Here is a 22,842-nt window from a genome sequence, read left to right as displayed (position 1 = left end):
CAACATTCGGAAATTTGCTGATGACCGCCTTCGCCGCCCTCGCCTCCCGCAGTGTCGTGCTGCCGCAAAGCAACATCGACACCGACCAGATCATCCCCGCGCGTTTTCTGTCCACCACCGAACGCGCCGGCCTGGGCAAACATGCTTTCAACGACTGGCGCTGGCAGGCCGATGGCTCGCCCAATCCGGACTTCGCCTTCAATCGGCCGGAAAACGCCGGCCGCGCCATCCTGCTGGCCGGCGCCAACTTCGGCTGCGGCTCCTCGCGCGAGCACGCGCCCTGGGCGCTGACCGATCTGGGCCTGCGCGCCATCGTCAGCAGCGAGATCGCCGACATCTTCCGCAACAACTCGCTGAAGAACGGCTTGCTGCCCATCGTGCTGGACGAAGCCGTCGTGCAGTCGCTCATGCAGCGCCCCGACGACGAACTCACCGTCGACATCGCCGCGCGCGAACTGCGCACGCCCGCCGGCGACGTGCATCCCTTTCCGCTCGACGCCTTCGCCCGCACCTGCCTGATGGAAGGCGTGGACGAGCTGGGCTATCTGTTGCTGCGCACGGACCAGATCGCCCGGTACGAATCGGCAAACGCATCAATCGGATAGCGATGAACTCCCCTTACCCCGTTCGTGGTGAGCCTGTCGAATATCCCGTTCGTGGTGAGCCTGTCGAACCACGCTCTTGGCGATACAGCCCGAGTCCCCGCGATTCATTTTCATCGCGAAAGGCGTGGTTCGACAGGCTCACCACGAACGAATCTATTTTTTTCCATTCCATTGTTAGGAATTCCCCATGCAAGCTGACATCGTAGTCCTGCCCGGCGACGGCATCGGTCCGGAAGTCACCACCGCCGCCTTGTCGGTACTGAAAACGGTAGCCCGCCGCTACGGCCACCAGTTCACCTTCAGCGAGCACGACATCGGCGGCATCGCCATCGACAAGCATGGCGAACCGCTGCCCGCTTCCACGCTAGCCGCCTGCAAGAACGCCGATGCGGTGCTGCTGGGCGCGGTGGGCGGACCGAAGTGGTCGGACCCCAATTCCAAAGTCCGTCCCGAACAGGGCCTGCTGGCGCTGCGCAAAGGTATGGGCCTGTACGCCAACCTGCGCCCGGTGCGCCCGCATCCGGCCGCGTTGAACGCCTCGCCGATCAAGCCGCACCTGCTCACCGGCGTGGACATCATGGTGGTGCGCGAACTCACCGGCGGCATCTATTTCGGCGAGAAGACCCGCACCGCCGATAGCGCCAGCGACCTGTGCACGTATTCGGTGGCCGAGATCGAGCGCGTGATGCGCAGCGCGTTCAAGCTGGCCCGCCAGCGCCGCAGCTACGTGGTGTCGGTGGACAAGGCCAACGTGCTGGAAACTTCGCGCCTGTGGCGCGACGTCGCGGCGCGCATCGGCCGCGACGAGTTCCCCGAGGTGAAACTGGAACACGTGCTGGTGGATGCGATGGCCATGCACCTGCTGGCGCATCCCCGCGAGTACGACGTGATCGTCACCGAGAACATGTTCGGCGACATCCTCACCGACGAAGCCTCGATGCTGGCCGGCTCGCTGGGCCTGCTGCCTTCGGCCTCGCTGGGCGACGGCAAGGCCGGCGTGTACGAGCCGATCCACGGCTCGGCCCCGGACATCGCCGGCAAGGGCATCGCCAACCCGTACGCGACCATCCTCAGCGCGGCCATGCTGTTGCGCCATTCGCTGGGCCTGCACGACGAAGCCGACTGCATCGAACGCTCGGTCGACGGCGCGTTGAATTCGCACGCCTTCACCGCCGACCTGTCTTCCAACGGCCGCAGCATCTCCACCGAAGCCGCCGCGCAGGCGGTGATAGAGCAGATGCAAGCCAATTGCTACGTGGCCGAACTGCGGGATTGACCCCGCAGTCGGCGTAGGAGCGACGTAAGTCGCGAAACGACATCTTTCTTCGGCCTGGTGCCACGCTAATTTGTGGAGGGCTTCGCGACTTACGTCGCCCCTGCACAGGCATGGTCGTAAGATAGGGACTCGCGAATCCGCTCGTCTCCAAGGAATCCAATGGGAAGGCACCTGTTGCACCTGGCGCTCGTTTTCGCGTTTGTGATTCCTGCGCATGCAGCCACCCCCTTGCGCGAATCCTTCGACCTCCAGGTCTTCGCCCCACCCGCACCGGTCGTGGTCGACGGCACCCGGCGACTCGTCTACGAGCTCCACCTCACCAACTTCGCGCACGAACCGCTGTCGCCGGTGAGCGTCGAGGTATTCGACGAGAAGGATCGCGTGCTAGCCAGCTTCAACGGCGCGGCGCTCGCTTCCCGTCTTGGCCAACCGAGCGGAGTCGCAAACAACGCGATCGCACCGGGCATGCGTATCGTGATCTATCTGGAATTCCCGCTCCCCACGGACGCACAAGCGTTGTCGCTCTCGCACCGCATCCAATACCGCGCTGCGGATAGCAGCCTCTTTGTGGTCGATGGAGGAAACGTCCCGGTCGGCAAGGCCGCGCCACCAGTGCTGGGCGCGCCGTTACGTGGCGGCCCCTGGGCAGCGATCCATTCGCCAGACTGGCCACGCGGACACCGGCGGGTGTTGTACGCGGTCGACGGCAAGGCGCGTATTCCCGGCCGTTTCGCCATCGACTGGGTCAAGCTGGATGAAAGTGGCCATACGGCGAAAGGCGATGCCGATGTAGTCCGCAATGCGTACGGCTACGGCGCCGAAGTATTGGCGGTCGCCGACGCTGTGGTTGCCGCGACGCGCGACGACGTGCCGGAAAGCATGTCGGTCGCCGCCCACCCGAAGCATGCGATCGGCGATGCCACCGGCAATTACGTCTCTCTGGACCTGGGCGATGGCCGCTACGCTTTCTACGAACACCTCAAGCCCGGCAGCCTGAGGGTTAAACCGGGTCAGCGCGTGAAGCGCGGAGAGAGCATCGCCGCGCTCGGCTTTACCGGCGACTCCACCGGTCCCCATCTGCATTTCCATGTCGCCGACGCCAATTCGCCGCTGGGCGCCGAAGGCGTGTCGTTCGTGTTCGAGCGGTTCGAAGTGTTGGGCAGTTATCCGGACATCGGCGCCTTGGGTTCCAAGCCCTGGATCCCTTTCCCCTCCGGTCAGGCTTCGCGACGCGATGGCGAAATGCCGGCTTCCAATGTGGTGGTGCAGTTCGAGTAGGCTTTTTTGCTCACGCAGCCGACGCAAGATGAGCGCCGGAGCCCCCCTTCTCCCCTCGTGGGAGAAGAGCCTGCCCCGTACTCGATACGGGGTGCCCCGAAGGGGCGGATGAGGGGCGAACGGAGCAGCGGTCCCTCAAGAATCATCATTTGGCAACAAGCGGCTTTATTGAATGTGGTGGCAGGGCCGCAACCGTCACATCGCCTCTTCGCCCACCCCTCTCCCGCCGCTCAAGCGCGTCGACCTCTCCCACAAGGGGAGAGGTGGAAATCTACGTTGCACCGCAGTATCCGGTAACAGCTAAGATCTTCTCATCGCGAGCAACAACCGCACAGTAGCCAGCATGGTCAAACCCTATCTCCTCGCCATAGACCAGGGCACCACCAGCTCCCGGGCGATGCTGTTCGACCGCAGCGGTGCGGTGGTGGGCATGGCGCAGCGGGAATTCGAGCAGCTGTTTCCGCAGCCGGGCTGGGTGGAGCACGATCCGCGCGAGATCCTGGGCAACGTGCAGAGCACGGTGGTGGAAGCGATGACGCGGGCGCAGGTCGGCGCGTCGGAAATCGCCGGCATCGGCATCACCAACCAGCGCGAAACCACGGTGGTGTGGGACCGCAAGACTGGCCAGGCCATCCACAACGCCATCGTCTGGCAGTCGCGGCAGACGGCGGAGATCTGCGAGAAGTTGAAAGCCGATGGTTACGCAGATCTTGTGCGCGAGCGCACCGGTCTGCTGATCGACGCGTATTTCTCCGGCACCAAGGTCAAGTGGATCCTCGACCATGTGCCCGACGCCCGCGCACGCGCCGAGCGCGGCGAGTTGTTGTTCGGCACCATCGACAGCTGGCTGTTGTGGCATCTTTCCGAAGACCGCACCCACGCCACCGACTACAGCAACGCCTCACGCACGCTGATGTACGACATCCACAAGCGCCAGTGGTGCCCGGATCTGCTGCGCATGCTGGACGTCCCGGCGGCGATGCTGCCGGAGGTGCGTTCCAGCAGCGAGGTGTACGCGCACACCGGGGCGCAGACGGTGTTCGGGCATCGGGTGCCGATCAGCGGCATGGCCGGCGACCAGCAGGCGGCATTGTTCGGGCATGCGTGCTTCGAGCCGGGCATGGCCAAGAACACTTACGGCACCGGCTGCTTCCTGTTGATGAATACCGGCGGCAAGGCGGTGCAGTCGGACAATGGTTTGCTGACCACTATCGCCTGGGGCATCGATGGGAAGGTGGAGTACGCGCTGGAAGGCAGCGTGTTCGCGGCGGGCTCGGCCATCCAGTGGCTGCGCGATGGCTTGCGCATGCTGGGCAAGGCCGGCGATTCGCAGGCTTATGCGGAGCGGGCGCAATCTTCGGAGGGGGTTTATTTCGTGCCGGCGTTCGTGGGGCTGGGTGCGCCGTACTGGCGCAGCGATGCGCGCGGGGCGATGTTCGGGCTGACGCGGGGGACGAACAAGGAGCATTTCATCCGTGCGGTGCTGGAGTCGCTGGCCTATCAGACGCGGGATGTGCTGACGGCGATGCAGGCCGATGCCGATTTGACGTTGAAGGCGCTTCGGGTGGACGGTGGGGCAATCGCCAACGATTTCACGGCGCAGTTCCAGGCGGACATTCTGGATATCGCGGTGGAGCGGCCGATGGTGAAGGAATCGACGGCGCTGGGGGCGGCATATCTGGCGGGGCTGGCGGTGGGCTTCTGGGAAAGCCGGGAGCAGATCGCGCAGCAGCGGCAGGTGGAGCGGACGTTCGTGCCGGAGATGGGGGGAGAACATAGGGAGAAGTTGTATGCCGGGTGGAAACGAGCAATTGAAGCTACACTTGCGTTCAGCTCAGCTTCCACTTGCGGTAGCTTTTGGTCAAATCGTTTATCCGACAGCAGAAGAAAATGCAATCAAGAATGCGCTGTCCGCCGTCAACCCCGACCGCATTGGAGCTGTTCATAACACTAATGATGCGAAGGTCAAACGGAAGCTAAGGAAGAACGTCGGAAAGCACTTATGGGTTCTTTTGAATGGACTCACGCCTCTATTTTGAGCATACAGCGCACCTACGCGATATGACCCCTAGACTCCATACTCGCCGTTATCCGTAAGTACTGGATGTGGTCTTGAGCGACGGGCGCATGTGATGCGCTTGTTCCTGGAAGTACGCAGAATGTAACTAAGGGGTTCGAGTTTTATGAGTCATAGAATTCGCACGAAAGAACCGCTTTTGAGCGCAGAAAGTACATATCTGAAACCTTGCCAACCCGCTTTTTTTGCTGACTCTGCAAGCGGACTCCTTGGGATAAATAACGCCGGACTTTGAAAATCGGTTGGCAGGTAGTAGATCGCATACTCAGCCGATGTCTTTACAACAAAGAACAGCGGAAAGTAAATCGCAGCGTCCATTCTTTCCTTTTGCGGGAGCCATGCCGCACCTAGTATTGTGGATGGAAGCAATGACACATCAGTTGCAGTTGTCGATTTTACTTGTGCTAGATACCCACAGAAATCGCAAATCAAGTCTGCGCATTTGAAGTTGTCAGGAAGTCGCTTGAGAGTTTTCTGCTTCTTGCACTTTGGGCAGGAACATTTATTCTTCACAAGATTTTCGCCCCACGACCCAAGTTGTTGCTTTGAAGTTTTCATTGGCTTCTCCACATGCATAATCCCGGGTGAGTTATAGCCCATAACTTATGTCCCATAGAGTGGATTCACGCCCACCCCATGCTTCGCAGATGGGAAATATGCCGCTCAATATCGACAGCTGATAGCCACCGACGGCACGCTGGAGAACTTCGAACGGCTCATCGGCTCGATACCGGGCACAGGCCGAGTGATACGTCTACCTGCAGGGCGTGGCAAAAACGAGCCGACCGGTGCGAGCACCGTAAGGCCCCGCAGGGTGGCTTCAGCCCACCGCTTTCCATACCGACTTTGGCGCAGGCGATGAGCCAAGACCAACCATCCTACAAAGCCTGACGACCCAGCGCCCTACTCAAGCAGTTGCCGACTACCGTCAGCACTCACACGCCAAAGCCTCCCGGATTCGTACAACGCAGCTTGCGAAACCTGTTCCGAATGCTGCACGTCAAGACGCAGCAGCATGCCCTGCTGCTCCAATACGACATCCGGCACAAGACTGTGGCCAATCGCCACCCGCTTCACCCCATAACGCGCAACCACCTGGCGCAGATGCCCGACGGCATCCTCTTCTTCGGCGTAGCGTTTTTCGCCGGGCAACGCCATCCCGTGATACCACGTCACTCCGTTGCGACCCAGTAGAGGTTGCACGGCAACAGGCAGCAACGACCGCTCCACATCCAGATAAGGACGCGCTGCCGTGTTGGCCGCCTCGATGTCCAGTTGCAGATCGAGAAACTTCCGGCTGATGCCGCCATGCACCAGCAGATGATCGCCCACCCGGGCGATCACCGGCTTGCTGCGCAACCAGGCGCCCAGCACGCTGCTTGCCGAGAAAATCCGCTCGTTCCCGCCATCGCCCAGCGCCTGCGCCGTCGCGACAAGATGACGGGACCAGTATTTCGTCTTGCCGGCCATGCCGAGCTGCTCATGATTGCCCAGCACGTAGTGGACGCGCCCACCGGCCCGTTGCGCCTCGCCTTCGAGCCGATAGATCAACCACAGCAACGGCACCATGTCCCCGCCGCGATCGACGAAATCGCCCAGCAAGGCCACGTGCCCATCGCCGAAACGCCAGTGCAACCCCCCGTCAATGACGCCTTGCGATTGCATCAATGCGACGAACTTGTCGAACTCGCCTTCCATATCCGAGACCATCAGCAATCGCGATGGATTGGTGGCGACTACGGCATCGTCAGGCGCTGACGCCAGGCGGAGTTGCACCTCGAAGCTCGTCCTGGCCGCGTTGTCGACCCGGACGGTCAGCACAGGCAAAGGCTGGGCGGGCACGTGGACGGTGCGCAACCGCCACCCCTCGCCGCTGGCAACCGTATCGCCGACTTCAAAACCCGCCGCCGACTGGAATACGTGCGGCCCGTCCAATGCCAGCTCCGGCTTTTCAAGGATCTGGAAACGGTCCCGCTGGCTGTCCCAGCCGAACGCCACGTTGCCTTGCGGATCCTTTAGCCGGAATCCGCCGAAAACCACGAATGCGAGCAGGGTCACGATGGCTGCCCCCACCACAATGCCGATCCATTTGATCGTCTTGCGCATTCGCACCTCCGTGCCTCACGTTGCCTGGGTAGAGCGTAGCGGCTTTCGACAGCGAAGCTGGTCAACCCAGGGCGTCACCTGGCGGCGGTGTGAATCTCCACTTACGCTTGGCGGTGGGCCGGGGCCCACCCTATGCAGCTCTCCGTTATTCGCGATCTGCGAGACTATGAGGAGACTTTCCAGACCAACGGATATCGGCATGAAAACCATCGGCCTGATCGGCGGCATGAGCTGGGAATCGACCATTCCCTACTACCGCCAGATCAACGAACTGACCAAACAACGCCTGGGCGGACTGCATTCGGCGCGCATCGTCCTGTACAGCGTCGACTTCCACGACATCGAGCGGCTGCAGCACAGCGGCGACTGGGACGCCGCTGGCGCAATGTTGGCCGATGCTGCGCGCGCCCTGCAGGCAGCTGGCGCTGATTTCGTGGTCGTGTGCACCAATACCATGCACAAAGTCGCCGCCAATATCGAAGCAGCGGTGTCCATTCCCCTGCTGCATATCGCCGACCCCACCGCCACCGCCATCAAGCAAGCTGGCCATACCGTGGTCGGCCTGATCGGCACCCGCTTCACCATGGAAGACGCCTTCTCCCGCGACCGCCTGCGCGACCGCCACGGCCTGCGCGTCATCGTCCCCGAACCCGCCGAACGCGACCTGGTGCACCGCGTCATCTACGAAGAACTATGCCTCGGCAACGCACTGCCCGCCTCCCGCGCCGAATACCGCAGGATCATGGCTGCCCTGGTCGCCCAGGGCGCGCAAGCCATCATCCTGGGCTGCACCGAAATCTCGCTGCTCGTCGACGCCTCCGATGCTACGGTGCCGTTGTTCGACACCACCGCACTGCATGCGGCAGCGGCGGTGGAAACCGCACTGATCGGCTAGCCCCCGGCGCAACCAATCGCGTCAGTTGCGCCGCGCTGGCACCGCCAATTCGGCCAGCTCCGCGGTCCAATCCTCGGCAAATGCCTGGCATCGCTCGGCCAGATATTCGCTACGGCGCGCGTAGGCGGGCACCACCGGGCCCAGAGAGGCGACCTTCAGCGCTTCGCGCCAACTCGCCAGCAGCGCGTCGGAATCGCCATGGGCATTGGCCAGGGCGCGCAATGCGACGCGCAACACGTAGACCTGCGCCTGCAGGTCGCAAATGACTTCTTCGTTCTCTCGATCCATGACCGCTTCCTCATGGGCACGACCGCTGCCCGGGCGTAACCCGGGCAGCGGAACCGACATTACGAGTTGTATACCGAGCCCACTTGAATGCGCCGAGGCGTGGTTTCCGGGCGCTTGGGGATGACGATCTGCAGAACGCCGTTGTGCCCCGAGGCGGTGATGCCATCGGGATCGGCGCTGTCGGGCAAGGCGAACCGGCGGTGGAAGCTGCCGTGGCGGCGCTCGATGCGCGAGAAGCTTTCCGTCTCCAGCTTCTCTTCGCTGCGCCGCTCGCCCTTGATCGTCAGCATGCCTTTTTCCATCTGCACCTCGATCTCCTGCGGATCGACGCCGGGCAAATCGGCATACAGCACGAAGCGGTCGGTTTCTTCCTTGATGTCCACGCGCGGCACCCATTGGCTGGTCACCACGGACGACTCGTCCGTCGAATCGTTCTGGAACATGCTCCCTTCGAAAAGGCGGTCGAAGACTTGCTTGATCGGGTCATGCGCAAAGCCTTGGCCAGGCCATTGGGGAGAGCGAACTATTTTGTTCATGGCAAGGTCTCCAATTGGCGAATGAGGACGGCCCTATGCGCCGCCCTTTCCCGCAATTAAGAGCGGCTTCATGTTTTTCAAGGGTCCAAAGATGCTTCCGCGGCTGCATTGAACTTGTATTCAGCCAAAAGGCGCAGCGGCTGAGCGGAGAACATTGCCGCATGCTGGCGTGGTTTAAAAAGGTGAAAACAAGGGAAACAAGACGGTCGCGATTTCCCCGATTCGACCAGCGGATGACCCGACCCGCAAGGATTTCGCTTGCGATTGAACCCAGCCTGGACTGTCGAAGCGGCATTCCCGCGGGCCTACAGCTCCGCGATGAAGAACGCCACCAGCCCCAGATAGAAGAACGCCACCACGCCGGCGGCTACCGCTTGCGTCGGAGTGGACCCGAAGCGGAATGCGGTGCGATGGCCGATGAATATGCGCAGGATCAGCGACGGCGTCCCCACTAAGAAGGTAAACACCAATGCGCCGGTCAGCCATACCGGCCAGACGCGGGTAGCCAGGAAAACCAGCATCCCATCGATCGTCATGCAACAACTTGCGACCAGCACCCACAAAGAAGCGCCGTTCCAGTTCAATCTCCCCGCCTGCATCCCCGCCCCCGAAAGCAATTGTGCGCCTGGCGCCTTTCCCCACCGCCAATCTGCTGATTGGTGCGCTGCACATCAAGCCCTCCGGGCGGCCGCGAGCGAATATCGATCCGTCCGACAGAACCCACCTCGGGCGATCCGGTCTATTTGCCGAAAGTGTCGACTCGCAGGTATCGATGCGCCGGCGATTGACCCGGCAAACGCCTGGCTCTATCAAGGCTTACCGCTATCGTCGGGTCCCTCCATGACTACCACCGCCGCAAACCAACGCCGCATCGACTGGAAACAGGCCGTTTACGGCGGCCTGCTGATCGCCATGGGCGATGCGCTCTTCGCCATCGCAGTGTGGTTCGAATGGAATGCGAAAGGCCTGACCCGGATGTTCCAGAGCATCGCCATGGGCGTGCTGGGCAAGGCCAGCTACGAAGGCGGCACAGCGACGGCGCTGCTGGGCGCCGGATTGCATGTCGGCATGGCGATCGCCTTCGTCGCGATCTGCGTCGCGCTCGGCTTCCGTTTCCGCCTGCTGGTGGAGAAGCCGGTGGCCGCAGGCCTGCTCTACGGCATGGGGCTATACGTCGTGATGAACTTCGTGGTGATGCCGTTGTCGCGTGTGGGTGCGTCGCCCTCGTTCAAACACCTGGACACGATAGCGATGAGCGTGGTGGCGCACATGGTATTCGGGGTGGTGTGCACGCTGTTTGCGCGGCGTGCGCGGCGGATGGCCCGAGCGCACTCAGGATAGAGGTCGAGCAGAGGCTTATCGCAGAGACGTATGGCTTCCCCCCCTTTGAAAAAGGGGGATTGAGGGAGATTTGCCTTTCGCGCCAAAAGCAAATCTCCCGTAGCCCCCTTTTCCAAAGAGGGCAAAGCAAGAGCGGGGCCGACAACACCTTGCTTTCGCATTGATTGCTCCCCTGTCAATCTGCAATCGGGTGGACTGATACGGCATGACTTCCTCCCCCTTTGAAAAAGGGGGATTAAGGGGGATTTGCCTTTCGCGCCAAAAGCAAATCCCCCGTAGCCCCCTTTTTCGAAGGGGGCAAAGCGCCCGCCTCAGACTGACGAATCCTCTTCCGGCTTCACCTTGAACCACGCCGCGTACAACGCCGGCAGGAACAACAGGGTCAGCGCCGTGGCCACGGTCAGGCCACCCATGATGGCTACGGCCATCGGGCCGAAGAACGCGCTGCGCGACAATGGGATCATCGCCAGTACCGCCGCCAGCGCGGTCAGCACGATGGGACGGAAGCGGCGCACGGTGGCGTCGATGATCGCGTGCCAGCGGTCGTGGCCGGCGTCGATGTCCTGCTGGATCTGATCCACCAGGATGACCGAGTTGCGCATGATCATGCCCGACAGCGCGATGGTGCCCAGCATGGCCACGAAGCCGAACGGCACCCGGAACACCAGCAGCGCGAAAGTCACGCCGATCAAGCCCAGCGGTGCGGTCAGCATGACCAGCGCCATGCGCGAGAAGCTGCGCAGCTGCAGCATGAGCAGCGTGGCCACGGCCAGCAGGAACAACGGCATGCCGGCCTTGATGGAATTCTGGCCACGCGCCGAATCCTCCACCGTGCCGCCGGTCTGCAGCAGGTAGCCCTGCGGCAGTTCGCTGCGGATCTCGTCCAACGTGGGCGATATCTGTTCCACCACCGTCGGCGGCGTGATGCCGTCGCGGATGTCGGCGCGCACGGTGACCGTGGGCAGGCGGTTGCGGTGCCAGATGATGCCGTCTTCGAACGCGTATTCGATATTGCCGATCTGCGACAACGGCACGCTGCCGTTGGGCGTGGGCACGGCCAGGCTGCCGAGCATGTCCAGACGCACGCGTTCGTCCTCGGGACCGCGCAGCAGGATCTCCACCAGTTCGTTGCCTTCGCGATAGGTGCTGACGCGCAGTCCCGACAGCGAACTGGTGAGGAAGTTCGACACGTCCGCGGTGCTTACGCCCAGCGCGCGCGCGCGGTCCTGGTCGATGGTCAGGCGCACGACCTTGCTGGGCTCGTTCCAGTCCAGATTGACGTTGGTGACGTTGGGATTGGCGCGCACCTGCGCGGCGACCTGCTGGGCCAGCGCCTGCACGCGGTCGATGTGCTCGCCGGCGATGCGGAACTGGATGGGATAACCCACTGGCGGGCCGTTTTCCAGGCGCGTCACCCGGAACTGCAACTGCGGGAATTGCGGGCCCACTTCCTCGATCAGCCATTGACGCATCGATTCGCGCGCTTCGATGTCCTTGGTCAGGACCACGAACTGGGCGAAATTGGCCTGCGGCAGCTGCTGGTCCAGCGGCAGGTAGAAGCGCGGCGAACCGGTACCGACGTAGGCCACGTAATTGTCCACGCCTTCGCGCTTGGCCAGCATTTTTTCCAGCTTCTCGGCCTGGGCCTGGGTGGAGCGCAGCGAACTGCCTTCGGCCAGTTCCATGTCCACCATCAGTTCCGGCCGCACCGAATCCGGGAAGAATTGCTGCGGCACGAACCGGAACAGCCCGATCGACAACACGAACGCCAGCACCGTCACCCCGATCACCAGCCAGCGATGGCGCAGGCAGGCGTCGAGCAGTTTGCGGTAGCGCTGATAGAACGCGGTCTGGTAAGGGTCGTGCTGTTCGAGGGCATGTGCGTGGCCGTCGTGCGCCTTCGGCGCGAGCACGCTGGAGAACGCGGGGAAGCGGGCTGCCAGACGCGCGCGGAAATCATGCCAGCGTCCCGCCAGCGAGCCGGGCTTCGGCGGCTTGGGCTGGTGCAGGTCCGGCAGCATCTTGTCGCCCAGGTACGGAATGAACAGCACCGCCGCGATCCACGACACCACCAGCGCGATGGTCACCACCTGGAACAGCGAGCGGGTGTATTCGCCGGTGCCCGAAGCGGCGGTAGCGATGGGCAGGAAGCCGGCCGCGGTGACCAGCGTGCCGGTGAGCATGGGAAAGGCGGTGGAGGTGTAGGCGAAGCTGGCCGCGCGCATGCGGTCGAAACCCTGCTCCATCTTGATGGCCATCATCTCCACCGCGATGATCGCGTCGTCCACCAGCAGGCCCAGCGCCAGCACCAGCGCGCCCAGCGAGATCTTGTGCAGGCCGATGTTGAAGTAGTGCATGACCGCGAAGGTCATCGCCAGCACCAGCGGAATGGTCACCGCCACCACCAGGCCGGTGCGCAGGCCCAGCGAGAAGAAACTGACCAGCAATACGATGACCACCGCTTCGGTCAGCACGCGCACGAATTCGCCCACCGAATCCTGCACCGCGTGCGGCTGGTCGGAGACCTTGCGCAGTTCCATGCCGGTGGGCGTGGTCTTCTGCAGCCGTTCGAATTCCGAATCCAGCGTCTTGCCCAGGCGGATGATGTCGCCGCCGTTCTTCATCGCCACCGCCAGGCCGATGGCGTCCTGGCCCATGAAGCGCATCTTCGGCGCAGAGGGGTCGGCGAAGCCGCGGTGCACGTCGGCGATGTCGCCCAAGCGCAGCGTGCGGCCGCCGGCCTGGATGGGGAAATCGCGGATTTCCTCGACCGAATCGAAGGCGCCGCTGACGCGCAGCTGCACGCGGTCGGTAGTGGTCTCGAAGAAGCCGGCCGAGGTCACCGCGTTCTGCTGGTCCAGCGCCTGCTGCACCTGGCTGAGCGGTATGCCCAGCGTGGCCAGCTTGGTGTTGGACAGTTCTATCCACACCTTCTCGTCCTGCAGGCCGATCAATTCCACCTTGCCCACATCGGGCACGCGCTGCAGCTCCAGCTGGATGCGCTCGGCGTAGTCCTTCATCACCGCGTAGTCGAAGCCCGGACCGGTGAGCGCGTAGATATTGCCGAAGGTATCGCCGAATTCGTCGTTGAAGAACGGACCGACCACCCCTTCGGGCAGCGTGGCCCTGATGTCGCCGACCTTCTTGCGCACCTGGTACCAGAGCTCAGGCATTTCGTCGGAATGCATGGAGTCGCGCGCGACGAACATCACCTGCGACTCGCCGGGGCGCGAGTACGAACGGATGTACTCGTAGTTGCCGGTGGTCATCAGCGCCTTCTCGATGCGCTCGGTGACCTGTTTGGCGACTTCTTCGGCCGGCGCGCCGGGCCACACGGTGCGCACCACCATCACCTTGAAGGTGAAGGGCGGATCTTCCGACTGACCCAGGTGCCGGTACGACCACGCGCCGATCAAAGCCAGCACGATCATCGCGTACAGCACCAGCGCGCGATGGGTCAGCGCCCATTCGGAAAGGTTGAAGCGCTTCATGGCTCAGTCCGCCTTCGCAGGAGCGGCGGCGACCTTCTTAGAAAGCACTGGCCGGTTGTCGCGATCCACGGGCGTCACCGGCTGGCCTTCGCGCAGCAGATGCCCGCCGGCGCCGACCACCCAATCGCCGGGCTTCAAACCGCCAAGCACCGGAACCACAGTTTCGCCATAGCGGCCCAATCGCACGGGCTGCGATCTGACCTTGCCGCTCTGCGTATCGACCACCCACACCGCGGTGGCGCCCTTGGCGCCGCGCTGGATGGCCGAAAGCGGCACGCTGAGGGCGGCGACGGGCCCGGTTTCCTGCACGTAGACGCGGGCGCTCTGGCCCAGTTCGACGGCCTTGGCCGCAGCGCCGACCAGGTTCACGCGGGCGGCGTAGGTGCGGGTCTGCGCATCGGCGGCGGGGGAAATTTCACGGATCTGGCCCGGCAGGCGCTCGCCCGGCGCGTTCCACAGTTCGACCAGCACCGGCTGGCCGACGCTGAAATCGCGGATGCGGCTTTCCGGCAGCGCGATGGCTACTTCGCGGCCATCGTCGGCGGCCAGGGTGAAGATGGTCTGGCCGGCGGCGACCACCTGCCCGGCCTCGGCCTGGCGGGTGGCGATGACACCGTCGTGCGGCGCACGCAGCTGCGAATAGGCGGCCTGGTTGCGGGCCACGTCCAGTTGCGCGCGGGCCGCACGGGCCTGGCCTTCGGCCGCTTTATAGGCGGCGTTCTGCGCGTCGTAAGTGGACTGGCTGACCAGCTTCTCGCCCACCAGCTTGGCGTAGCGGTCGCGGTCGCCGCGGGCGCGGATCAAATCGGCTTCGGCGGCGGCGAGCTGTGCCTGGGAAGCCTGCGCCTGCAGGCTGAGGTCGTCGGCGTCCAGCACCGCCAGCACCTGGCCCTGCTTCACCTGCGCGCCGGCGTCGACATCGCGGCGGATCAGGTTGCCGCCGACCCGGAACGAGAGGGGGCTTTCTTCGCGGGCGCGTATTTCGCCGGCATAGGCCGACAACGCGGCCTGCGCGCCGCCGCCGGGGTGCACCACCAGCACGGGCCGCGCAGTTTCGGTGGGTTCGGCCTGGCCGCCGCAACCCGCCAATCCCAGGATCAGAAGGAGCGGAATCCCATAGTTGCGCGCATTGGCCTTCGACACGCTGCACATATAAAACACTCCGTCTTGTTCATCAATAAATGGACTTGGCGGTATAGTATAAATATCGAACCGATTAGTCTAGTATTGGAACATGGTCAGCAACCCCTCCCCCGTCAGCCGCCCCAAATCGGCGCCCAGGCTTTCCGGCCCCGGCCGGCCCAAGGATCTGGCCAAGCGCGATGCCATCCTGGAAGCGGCCAAACGCCTGGTCGCGGGCGATGGCTATACCGGCGTCAGCATGGACCAGATCGCGGCCGAAGCCGGCGTCTCCAAGCTCACCGTCTATAGCCATTTCGGCGACAAGGAAGCGCTGTTCGCTGCCGCCGTGCGCGCCAAGTGCGAGCAGATGCTGCCGGACGACCTGTTCGCCCAGGAGCTCAAAGGTCCATTGCGTGCCCAGCTCAAGGCGATCGCCAGCGGCTTTTTCGCCCTGATCAGCAGCGACGAGGCCATCAGCACGCACCGCATGATGATCACCCCGGGCAACGCCGACGACCCTTTGCGCAAGCTGTTCTGGGAAGCCGGTCCGCAGCGCACCCACCAGGCCTTCGGGGCTTTCCTGCAGTCGCGGGTGGAGGCGGGCGAACTGGAGATCGCCGATGTGCAGCGGGCGTCGGAACAGTTCTTTTCCCTGATCAAGGGCGAGCTGCACGGCCGGATGATGTGCGGCCTGTGCGCCCGTCCCGCGCGGAGCGACGTCAACGCCCACCTGGACGCCAGCGTGGACATGTTCCTGCGCGCCTATGGCAAACCTTGAAAAACCGGGGCGTCCGGTCATGACGGAGGTCGCGGTGACTTCCGGCACTGCGTATCGGTGTGGTAGTACGGCCATGCTGCTCCTCGCCGCACGACCTTCGAAACGCGCCGCGACCCGCTAAACTGCGCGTCCCCGCGCCGGATGACCCCCCATGACGATCGATTACAACCAAGCCCGCGAAATGATGGTCGAGCAGCAAGTGCGCCCCTGGGAGGTGCTGGATGCGCGCGTGCTGGGCGTACTGGCCACCTTGCCGCGGGAGAAGTTCGTGCCCGAGATCCACCGCGCGCTGGCTTATGCCGACGTGGAGATTCCGCTGGGCCACGGCCAGAAGATGATGAAGCCGGTGGTCGAAGGCCGCGCCCTGCAGGCATTGCTGCTGCAGGAAGGCGACGAGGTGCTGGAGATCGGCACCGGCGGCGGCTACCTGGCCGCTTGCATGGGCGCCCTGGCCCGCGAAGTAGTCAGCCTGGAGATCCATCCGGAACTGGCCGATCGCGCGCGCCGGCAGCTGGATGCCAGCGGCTACGGCAACAACGTCCGCATCGAAACCGCCGACGCTCTGCACTACGCCACCGAACGCCGCTTCGATGCGATCTGCGTGACTGCGGCGATGGACGTGGAAGTGCCGTCGCAATTCCTCCAGTGGCTGCGTCCGGAAGGCCGCCTGTTCGTGGTGCGCGGCCATTCGCCGGTGATGGAAGCGGTGCTGGTGCACAACGACGTCAACGGCCCGCGCATAGAATCGTTGTTTGAGACCGACCTCCCCTATCTTGTCGGCGCCGCCCCGGTGCCGCAATTCGTCTTCTGATTTGAGAAAGGAAACCGCATGAGTCGTCGCCCCCTCGTCCTCGCGCTCGCCCTGGCCCTGCCTGCATCCGCCCTGGTTGCCAGTGCGAACGCCACGGATCTGATGCAGACCTATGAACTCGCACGTACCGGCGATCCGCAGTTGGCGGCCGCCGAATCCGGCCGTCTGGCGCAGAAGGAAGGCGCCGTGCAGGCGCGTGCCGCACTGTTGCCCCAGGTCAACGGCACCGCATCGCTCAGCCGCAGCCGCAACGAGCTGGATGCCGTGCCCGGTTCCACCACCAACACCAGCCGCAGCTACGGCGTCAGCGTCAACCAGTCGGTGCTCGACTTCAGCCGCTACTCCACCCTGCGCGGGCAGCGCGCGCTCAGCCAGGCCGCCGACTACGATCTGGAAGCGGCCAACGACTCGCTGATCACCCGCACCTCGGCGGCCTACTTCAACGTGCTGGTGGCGATCGAAACGCTGGCCGCGGCCGAAGCGCAGCAGACCGCGCTGCAGAAGCAGTTCGACTACGCGCAGAAGCGCCTGGACGTGGGCCTGGCCCCGATCACCGACGTGCACGAAGCCCGCGCGCAATACGACAGCGCGCGCGCCAGCGTGATCACCAGCCGCAATGCGTTGAAAGACAACTACGAAGCGCTGGCGGAGATCACCGGCCAGCCGATCAACAACCTGAAGGCGCTGCCGGACGATTTCCGCCCCGTGCTGCCCACCGACTACGACGCCGAAGGCTGGGTCAACACTGCGGTAAGCACCAACCCGGCGCTGAAGTCGCTCGAATACCAGGTGCAATCGGCCGAAGCCGGGGTTTCCACCGCACGCGCCGGCCACCTGCCCACCCTGTCGCTGGGCGGCAGCTGGGGCAAGGACGCGGCGTGGGGCGATACCACCGGCGCCAACGGCAACGGCACCGGCACCACCATCGGCCTGACCTTGAGCGTACCGATCTTCTCCGGCGGCGCCACTCAGTCGCGGGTGCGCGAGGCGCTGGCCAATCGCGATGCGGCGCAGGACAGCTACGAGCGGCAGAAGCGCGCCACCGTACGCAATACGCGCAACGCCTACCAGACCCTGGAAGCGGGCATCAGCGAAATCGAGGCGCGCCGTCTGGCTCTGGTGTCGGCCAAGGCCGCCTACGAAGCCTCGCAGGTCGGACTGGAAGTGGGCACGCGCACCGTGCTGGACGTGCTGATCAACCAGCAGAACCTGTTCCAGGCGCAGCAGGCTTACGCGCTGGCCAAGTACAACTATCTGCAGAACCGGCTGTTGCTGGACCAGGCGGCGGGCACCTTGGACGCCGACGACGTGCAGGACGTGAACCGCTTGCTGACCGCCGACGCCCAGGCGCAGCTGGCCCCGGACGGCCAGTAACGAAGCATCGTCTCCGAAAGCAATATCGATTACGGCGGACTTCGGTCCGCCGTAATTGTTTGTAGGTCGGGGCTACGCCCCCGACACCACGCGCACCCTCAACATCCCATACGTCGGGGACGTAGCCCCGACCTACGGGTCATCGTGTACCGTCGGGTTTCATGCGTCGGGGGCGTAGCCCCGGCCTACCGGGAGATCGGCATCGATCATCTGCAGGGTCTTGGCGAGTGCGCCACGCCCCTGTTCCACCAGCGCGCGACCGGCATCCACCATCGCCTGCCGCTTCGCCGCATCCTCCAGCAATTGACCGATCGCCGCCTCGATACCCTGCGCATCCTGGGCGATCAGCAAGGCGCCGGCTTCCTTCAGGCGTTTGGAGATCTCGGCGAAGTTGTGCAGATGGGGCCCTGTCACCATGGCCGTGCCTACCGCCGCCGGCTCCAGCAGGTTGTGCCCGCCGATCGGTTGCAGGCTGCCGCCGACGAAGGCGACTTCGGCGCAGGCGTAGAACGGCATCAGCTCGCCCAGCGTATCGATCACGAACACCTCGTCATCGGCAGCGGGCCAGGTCGATTTGCGGCGGGTGGCGACTTTCCAGCCGGCCGACTGCGCCTGCTCGGCGACGCGCGGGAAGCGTTCCGGATGCCGGGGCGCCCATAGCAGCAACAGGTTCGGCCAGCGCCGCCGCAGATTGCGGTGCAGCGTGATGACAGCCGCTTCCTCGTCCTCATGGGTGCTGGCCGCGATCCACACCGGCCGCCGGCCCGCATGGTCACCGAAGGCCTGCACGAAAGCGGCCAGGCCTTCCGGCGCGGCGATGTCGAACTTGAGGTTGCCCGTGTCCATCACCCCGCCCGGGGTGGCGCCCAGGGCGATGAAACGCTTGCCGTCCGGCGCGGATTGCGCGCCGATGCGCTTGAGCGTGCGCACCACCCGCGAAATCAACGGCGCCAGCACGCGGTAGCCGCGCAGCGAACGCGCCGAGAGCCGCGCGTTGAGCAGATAGGTGGGAATGCCCTGGTCGCGGCAGCCGAGCAGCAGATTGGGCCACAGCTCGGTTTCCATCACCAGCGCCAGCCGCGGGCGGTAGTGGCCGAGGAAACGCGAGATCGCTCCCGGCAGATCGTAGGGCACGTAGACGTGCTGGACGCCTTCGCCCCACAGCGCACGCACGCGCTCGGAGCCGGTCGGAGTGATGGTGGTCACCAGCCAGCGCAGTTGCGGATGCGTGCGGCGCAGCGCGTCGACCACCGGCACCGCGGCGTTGACTTCGCCCACCGACACCGCGTGCAGCCAGACGTCGATGCGCGCTTCCGGCTGCTGCCCGTAGGAGGCGTAACGCTCGTTCCAGCGCTGGAAATATTCGCGGAAACGGAAACCGCGCCAGATCAGGTGGTAGACCGTGACCGGCGTCAGTACATAGAGCGTGGCTGAATACAGGCCACGCAGGAAACGCTCGGTCAGGTCCATCCGCATCGCGGAAGGATAACCAACTGAACCGTTAGAATCGCTGTATGGCCAAACTCGACCGCGTTGAAAGTCTCCGCAGCGACAACGATCCGGCGCCGAAGGGTTTGCGCCAATGGCCGGCATGGCTGGGCATCGGCCTGGCCGCCTTGCTGGCGCGCCTGCCATGGCCCCTGCAGCGCGGCCTGGGAAGACTGGTGGGCAGATTCCTGCATATGGTGCTGCGCGACCGCCGCCGCGTGGCCGAACGCAACATCGCTCTGTGCTTCCCGGAGCTGGATGCCGCGCAGCAGGCGTCGCTGGTGTACCGGAGTTTTTCCGAACTGGGCATCGGCCTGTTCGAATTCGCCCGCGCCTGGTGGGGCAGCGTGCAGCCGATGCGGCGCGGGCTGCAGGTGGAGGGGCTGGAGCATCTTGAAGCGGCGCGCGCGGGCGGGCGTGGCGTGATCGTGATTTCCGGCCACTTCACCACCCTGGAGATCGCCGCGCGGCTGATGTGCGATTACGCGCCGCTGGCCGGCATGTACCGCCCGCACGACCAGGGCGCGATGGAATGGGCGGTCAAACGCGGGCGCTTGCGCTATGCGGCGCACATGTTCACCCGCGAGGAGCTGCGGCCGGCGTTGAAGCATCTGAAGCAGGGCGGGCTGCTGTGGTTCGCGCCGGACCAGGACACGCGCCGCGGCGAAAGCGTATTCGTGCCGTTCTTCGGCCTGCCGGCCTACAGCCTCACCTCCACCCACCAGTTGTCGCGGCTATCGGGCGCCAGCGTGATCGCCTTCGCGCACGAGCGCCGCGCCGATGGCGGCTACACCCTGCGGCTGTCGCCTGCCTTCGAGGAATTCCCTTCCCAGGACGCCACCGCCGATACCGCGCGGGTGATGGCGGCGATCGAAGCGATGGTGCGCAAGGCGCCGGCGCAATATCTGTGGATCCATCGCCGTTTCAAACGCCAGCCGGACGGGCGCGGGAAGCTTTACCAATGACATAGGGCGGGCCCCGGCCCGCCATTGCCATCCGTCGGACAACGATGGCAATGGGAGCATCGCTTCGAGATTCATCGGTTGATTCGAAAGTTGTTTCGCCATGCGCCAACGTGAGGTTTGGGCACGGCGGAGAGTCGAGCATTGTTTCGCTCATTGCCGTCGGTGCCTGGAAGATGGCAATGGTGGGCCGGGGCCCATCCTATCGGTAGACGCTGGCTTCGCCCGGCGGCCGGGTCTTGAAACGCCGGTGCACCCACAGGTATTGCTCGGGATGCTGGCGTACGACCTGTTCCAGTTCGCTCATGTAACGCGCTGCGTCGGCCGCCGGATCGTTGCTGGGCCAACCGCTCCATTGCGGCTCTATGCGCAGGCGGTAGCGACCGTCGCCGCCACGGTGGAACCAGAACGGCAGCACCACCGCCTTGCCGCGGCGGGCCAGGTCCGGCGTGGCGGTCAGCGTGGCCGCGGCAATGCCGAAGAACGGTACGAAGGCATTTTGATAAGTGAAATTCTGATCGGCCGAATACGCCACCACGCCTCCCTGCGACAGCGTGCGCAGCAAGCCGCGCACATCTTTCTTGGCGATGGTGCCGGCGAACGCGCGACGGCGTGCGCTATCGAACATCGCTTCCAGGCAGCGGTTGTTGTTGCGACGTACCACTACGTGCACCGGTTGCCCGGAGGCTTGCTGCAGCAGGCGCGCGGCCAGTTCGGAATGGGTGAAATGGCCGCCGAACAACAGCACGCCGCGTCCCGACGCGGTGGCAGCGCGAAGATGTTCGAGCCCTTCGACCTCGGCCAGGCCTTCCAGCGCCGACGCTGGTGCGTACCAGGCGCGCAGCAGTTCCAGCGCGCCGGTGGCCGTGGCGCGCAGATTGTCGGTCAGCAGGCGCTCACGCTGCGCTATATCCAACGCAGGAAAACACAGGTCCAGGTTGATGCGCGCGTAGCGTCGGCGCTTGCCCAGCAGCGGTCGCATCAGCACGGCCAGCACGCTGCCCAGCCGCACCAGCATCGGTTGCGGCAGCCGGGCGATGGACTTGGCCAGCAATTCCAGCGGCACGATGAACCAGCAACGCGCCTTGCTTGCTTCAGTCATTGTCCCTGGCCAGCAAACTGCCCGAATACAACGCCGCCAGCATCAACGCCAGTCCGCCCCAGAAGGTGGAATAGAACGCCAGGTGGGTATTGAAAGGAAACACGGTGACGCCCAGCGCCAACATGGCAGGGCGCGCGCGTTCGCGGGCTTCCGGCGTGGCGTATCTCCAGGCGCGCCAGGCCAGCGCCGCGCCGGCCAGCCACAGCAACAGGCCGATCGCGCCGGTTTCGGCCAGGATTTCCAGCACGATCTGGTGGGCGTGATGCGCAGGCCCCGCGCCCCAGGCCGGCTGCGTGCCGGGCGATGGATCGCAGGCGGGATATTCCTGGCGGAAATTGCGCGTGCCCACGCCGTTGATGGGATGCTTGCCGATCATGCAGGTGGCCGCGCGCCAGATCTGCGCGCGTCCGGACAGGGCCACGTCCACGCCGCTTTCGTCCGCGGCCAGCGCCTGCGTGGTGCGCTCGATGCGCTCGCGGAACTGCGGCGACACCAGGTTCAACACGACCAGCGACAACGCGCCGAACGCGAACACGGCCAGCAGCTTCTTCCAACCCAGCAAGCGCCAGCCTGAAAACACCAGCACCAACCCGTAGGTCAGCCACGCGGCGCGCGCGCCGGCCAGCAGGATCACCAGACCGATCGCCGCCGACGCCAGCACCCAGCCGAGCATGCCGAAACGCTTGCCGAACGCGAACAACGCGAACGGCGACAGGCTGGCCAGCACCACGCCCAGTTTCAGATTGCATGGACCCAGGAAGCCGCTGAGGCGGTCCAGCGCCAGGGTGTCTTCGGCGCTGCACATGCCGTGACCGCTGACGAGCTGCTTCAGCTGGTCCAGCCCCCAGAACACCGGGCTGGTGCCGAACACCACCTGCAGCAAGGCGTCGACCGTCCACACCGTCACGATGATCGCCAGCCCGCCGAAGGTGGTGCGCCGGCCTTTTTCATTGGCCACCGCGGCCGCCACCAGCCACAGGAACGGCAGGTAGCGCAGGCCGGTGCCGACTTTGTAGAACGCGCGCGAAATGTCGGCCGCATCGAATGCGGAGATCAGTTGCGGCGTCCAATAAGCCAGGAACAAGGCGCTGGTCAGCGCCCAGGCCGGTCCGCTGAGCAAGCGCATGCCGCCGCGGAAACGCACCAGCAGCAGCCGCGCGATCGCCGCCAGCGCGCCCAGCACCATCACCCCTTCGGCTATGCCGGGCGTGGGCCACAGGGCGACGAAGGCGAGCACCCAGGCGGGCGCCCAGCGCCAGCCATGGCCGGCAGCGGAGGCGATGTTGTCGGCGGGAAGCGCGTTCTGATTCAT

19 protein-coding genes and 1 pseudogene are annotated in these 22,842 nt (G+C 64.5%); 10 read left to right on the top strand and 10 right to left on the bottom strand.

Annotated elements, in window-relative coordinates; translation table 11 throughout:
• The first annotated feature begins 20 nt into the window (after nt 1-20).
• The 4 genes and pseudogenes from leuD to glpK all read left to right on the top strand — a co-directional run.
• Nucleotides 21-605: a 3-isopropylmalate dehydratase small subunit gene (gene leuD / locus CSC73_RS09125; protein ID WP_163840124.1), complete on the top strand. Its 585-nt coding sequence runs from the start codon at nt 21-23 to the stop codon at nt 603-605.
• 187 nt (nt 606-792) lie between these two features.
• Entirely contained in the window at nt 793-1,881 is a 1,089-nt protein-coding gene (leuB, locus tag CSC73_RS09120) for a 3-isopropylmalate dehydrogenase (RefSeq protein ID WP_163840123.1), read from the top strand.
• Between the two features lie 228 nt (nt 1,882-2,109).
• Complete coding sequence (locus CSC73_RS09115) at nt 2,110-3,159, top strand: M23 family metallopeptidase (protein WP_163840122.1); 1,050 nt, start codon at nt 2,110-2,112, stop codon at nt 3,157-3,159.
• Between the two features lie 343 nt (nt 3,160-3,502).
• Nucleotides 3,503-4,990: pseudogene (gene glpK, locus CSC73_RS09110) on the top strand (glycerol kinase GlpK); the annotation flags it as partial.
• 357 nt (nt 4,991-5,347) lie between these two features.
• On the opposite strand, the gene CSC73_RS09105 reads toward glpK, so the two are convergent.
• Nucleotides 5,348-5,794 carry a DpnI domain-containing protein gene (locus tag CSC73_RS09105; RefSeq protein WP_163840120.1) on the bottom strand — a complete coding sequence of 149 codons (447 nt, stop codon included), beginning with the start codon at nt 5,792-5,794 and terminating at the stop codon, nt 5,348-5,350.
• Nucleotides 5,795-6,139: 345 nt separating this feature from the next.
• A complete protein-coding gene (locus CSC73_RS09100; protein ID WP_163840119.1) occupies nt 6,140-7,342 on the bottom strand; it encodes a metallophosphoesterase in 1,203 nt (400 codons plus the stop codon).
• A 199-nt stretch (nt 7,343-7,541) separates the two neighbouring features.
• Between CSC73_RS09100 and CSC73_RS09095 the strand changes: the two genes are divergently transcribed.
• On the top strand, nt 7,542-8,237 hold the full coding sequence (locus CSC73_RS09095) for an aspartate/glutamate racemase family protein (protein ID WP_163840118.1): 696 nt from the start codon (nt 7,542-7,544) through the stop codon (nt 8,235-8,237).
• A gap of 21 nt (nt 8,238-8,258) precedes the next feature.
• On the opposite strand, the gene CSC73_RS09090 is transcribed toward CSC73_RS09095, so the two are convergent.
• The 3 genes from CSC73_RS09090 to CSC73_RS09080 form a co-directional block, all read right to left on the bottom strand.
• The gene (locus CSC73_RS09090) at nt 8,259-8,525 is read right to left on the bottom strand and encodes a hypothetical protein (RefSeq protein WP_093283428.1); all 267 of its coding nucleotides are present in this window, start codon (nt 8,523-8,525) and stop codon (nt 8,259-8,261) included.
• Between the two features lie 59 nt (nt 8,526-8,584).
• Entirely contained in the window at nt 8,585-9,061 is a 477-nt protein-coding gene (locus CSC73_RS09085) for an Hsp20/alpha crystallin family protein (protein WP_093283433.1), read from the bottom strand.
• Nucleotides 9,062-9,366: 305 nt separating this feature from the next.
• Complete coding sequence (locus tag CSC73_RS09080; protein ID WP_163840117.1) at nt 9,367-9,597, bottom strand: hypothetical protein; 231 nt, start codon at nt 9,595-9,597, stop codon at nt 9,367-9,369.
• 304 nt (nt 9,598-9,901) lie between these two features.
• Here CSC73_RS09080 and CSC73_RS09075 point away from each other — a divergent pair, with 304 nt between their 5' ends.
• Nucleotides 9,902-10,402, top strand: a complete 501-nt coding sequence (locus CSC73_RS09075; RefSeq protein ID WP_163840116.1) for a hypothetical protein — start codon at nt 9,902-9,904, stop codon at nt 10,400-10,402.
• A 311-nt stretch (nt 10,403-10,713) separates the two neighbouring features.
• Here the strand turns inward: CSC73_RS09075 and CSC73_RS09070 are convergent, their stop codons facing one another.
• Together CSC73_RS09070 and CSC73_RS09065 are read right to left on the bottom strand one after the other, a co-directional pair.
• Nucleotides 10,714-13,893: an efflux RND transporter permease subunit gene (locus CSC73_RS09070; RefSeq protein ID WP_163840115.1), complete on the bottom strand. Its 3,180-nt coding sequence runs from the start codon at nt 13,891-13,893 to the stop codon at nt 10,714-10,716.
• A gap of 3 nt (nt 13,894-13,896) precedes the next feature.
• A complete protein-coding gene (locus tag CSC73_RS09065) occupies nt 13,897-15,045 on the bottom strand; it encodes an efflux RND transporter periplasmic adaptor subunit (protein ID WP_163840114.1) in 1,149 nt (382 codons plus the stop codon).
• Between the two features lie 82 nt (nt 15,046-15,127).
• On the opposite strand from CSC73_RS09065, the gene CSC73_RS09060 reads away from it, so the two are divergent.
• From CSC73_RS09060 to CSC73_RS09050, 3 genes are all read left to right on the top strand, one after another.
• The gene (locus CSC73_RS09060) at nt 15,128-15,793 is read left to right on the top strand and encodes a TetR/AcrR family transcriptional regulator (protein WP_163840113.1); all 666 of its coding nucleotides are present in this window, start codon (nt 15,128-15,130) and stop codon (nt 15,791-15,793) included.
• A gap of 151 nt (nt 15,794-15,944) precedes the next feature.
• Nucleotides 15,945-16,604: a protein-L-isoaspartate O-methyltransferase family protein gene (locus CSC73_RS09055; RefSeq protein WP_163840112.1), complete on the top strand. Its 660-nt coding sequence runs from the start codon at nt 15,945-15,947 to the stop codon at nt 16,602-16,604.
• An 18-nt stretch (nt 16,605-16,622) separates the two neighbouring features.
• Complete coding sequence (locus tag CSC73_RS09050; protein WP_163840111.1) at nt 16,623-17,978, top strand: TolC family outer membrane protein; 1,356 nt, start codon at nt 16,623-16,625, stop codon at nt 17,976-17,978.
• Nucleotides 17,979-18,137: 159 nt separating this feature from the next.
• Here CSC73_RS09050 and waaA read toward each other — a convergent pair whose 3' ends face one another.
• Entirely contained in the window at nt 18,138-19,454 is a 1,317-nt protein-coding gene (gene waaA, locus CSC73_RS09045) for a lipid IV(A) 3-deoxy-D-manno-octulosonic acid transferase (protein ID WP_163840110.1), read from the bottom strand.
• Between the two features lie 38 nt (nt 19,455-19,492).
• Here waaA and lpxL point away from each other — a divergent pair, with 38 nt between their 5' ends.
• Nucleotides 19,493-20,431, top strand: a complete 939-nt coding sequence (gene lpxL, locus CSC73_RS09040; protein ID WP_163840109.1) for an LpxL/LpxP family Kdo(2)-lipid IV(A) lauroyl/palmitoleoyl acyltransferase — start codon at nt 19,493-19,495, stop codon at nt 20,429-20,431.
• A 199-nt stretch (nt 20,432-20,630) separates the two neighbouring features.
• Here the strand turns inward: lpxL and CSC73_RS09035 are convergent, their stop codons facing one another.
• Nucleotides 20,631-21,530, bottom strand: a complete 900-nt coding sequence (locus CSC73_RS09035) for a lysophospholipid acyltransferase family protein (protein ID WP_163840108.1) — start codon at nt 21,528-21,530, stop codon at nt 20,631-20,633.
• Complete coding sequence (locus CSC73_RS09030) at nt 21,523-22,842, bottom strand: O-antigen ligase family protein (protein ID WP_163840107.1); 1,320 nt, start codon at nt 22,840-22,842, stop codon at nt 21,523-21,525. The genes CSC73_RS09035 and CSC73_RS09030 overlap by 8 nt, the downstream gene beginning before the upstream one ends.

It is taken from the genome of Pseudoxanthomonas sacheonensis, from assembly GCF_010093305.1.
Taxonomy (GTDB): domain Bacteria; phylum Pseudomonadota; class Gammaproteobacteria; order Xanthomonadales; family Xanthomonadaceae; genus Pseudoxanthomonas_A; species Pseudoxanthomonas_A sacheonensis.
The sequence above is the reverse complement of the archived record's forward strand: the minus strand, read 5'-3'. Positions and strand labels throughout refer to the sequence as shown.

Excerpts from the sequence above, each read along its gene's own strand:
- leuD (WP_163840124.1), top strand. The coding sequence starts at position 21 with ATGACCGCCTTCGCCGCCCTCGCCTCCCGCAGTGTCGTGCTGCCGCAA.
- leuB (WP_163840123.1), top strand. The coding sequence starts at position 793 with ATGCAAGCTGACATCGTAGTCCTGCCCGGCGACGGCATCGGTCCGGAA.
- CSC73_RS09105 (WP_163840120.1), bottom strand. The coding sequence starts at position 5,794 with ATGAAAACTTCAAAGCAACAACTTGGGTCGTGGGGCGAAAATCTTGTG.
- CSC73_RS09100 (WP_163840119.1), bottom strand. The coding sequence starts at position 7,342 with ATGCGCAAGACGATCAAATGGATCGGCATTGTGGTGGGGGCAGCCATC.
- CSC73_RS09095 (WP_163840118.1), top strand. The coding sequence starts at position 7,542 with ATGAAAACCATCGGCCTGATCGGCGGCATGAGCTGGGAATCGACCATT.
- CSC73_RS09090 (WP_093283428.1), bottom strand. The coding sequence starts at position 8,525 with ATGGATCGAGAGAACGAAGAAGTCATTTGCGACCTGCAGGCGCAGGTC.
- CSC73_RS09085 (WP_093283433.1), bottom strand. The coding sequence starts at position 9,061 with ATGAACAAAATAGTTCGCTCTCCCCAATGGCCTGGCCAAGGCTTTGCG.
- CSC73_RS09080 (WP_163840117.1), bottom strand. The coding sequence starts at position 9,597 with ATGACGATCGATGGGATGCTGGTTTTCCTGGCTACCCGCGTCTGGCCG.
- CSC73_RS09075 (WP_163840116.1), top strand. The coding sequence starts at position 9,902 with ATGACTACCACCGCCGCAAACCAACGCCGCATCGACTGGAAACAGGCC.
- CSC73_RS09070 (WP_163840115.1), bottom strand. The coding sequence starts at position 13,893 with ATGAAGCGCTTCAACCTTTCCGAATGGGCGCTGACCCATCGCGCGCTG.
- CSC73_RS09065 (WP_163840114.1), bottom strand. The coding sequence starts at position 15,045 with ATGTGCAGCGTGTCGAAGGCCAATGCGCGCAACTATGGGATTCCGCTC.
- CSC73_RS09060 (WP_163840113.1), top strand. The coding sequence starts at position 15,128 with ATGGTCAGCAACCCCTCCCCCGTCAGCCGCCCCAAATCGGCGCCCAGG.
- CSC73_RS09055 (WP_163840112.1), top strand. The coding sequence starts at position 15,945 with ATGACGATCGATTACAACCAAGCCCGCGAAATGATGGTCGAGCAGCAA.
- CSC73_RS09050 (WP_163840111.1), top strand. The coding sequence starts at position 16,623 with ATGAGTCGTCGCCCCCTCGTCCTCGCGCTCGCCCTGGCCCTGCCTGCA.
- waaA (WP_163840110.1), bottom strand. The coding sequence starts at position 19,454 with ATGCGGATGGACCTGACCGAGCGTTTCCTGCGTGGCCTGTATTCAGCC.
- lpxL (WP_163840109.1), top strand. The coding sequence starts at position 19,493 with ATGGCCAAACTCGACCGCGTTGAAAGTCTCCGCAGCGACAACGATCCG.
- CSC73_RS09035 (WP_163840108.1), bottom strand. The coding sequence starts at position 21,530 with ATGACTGAAGCAAGCAAGGCGCGTTGCTGGTTCATCGTGCCGCTGGAA.
- CSC73_RS09030 (WP_163840107.1), bottom strand. The coding sequence starts at position 22,842 with ATGAATCAGAACGCGCTTCCCGCCGACAACATCGCCTCCGCTGCCGGC.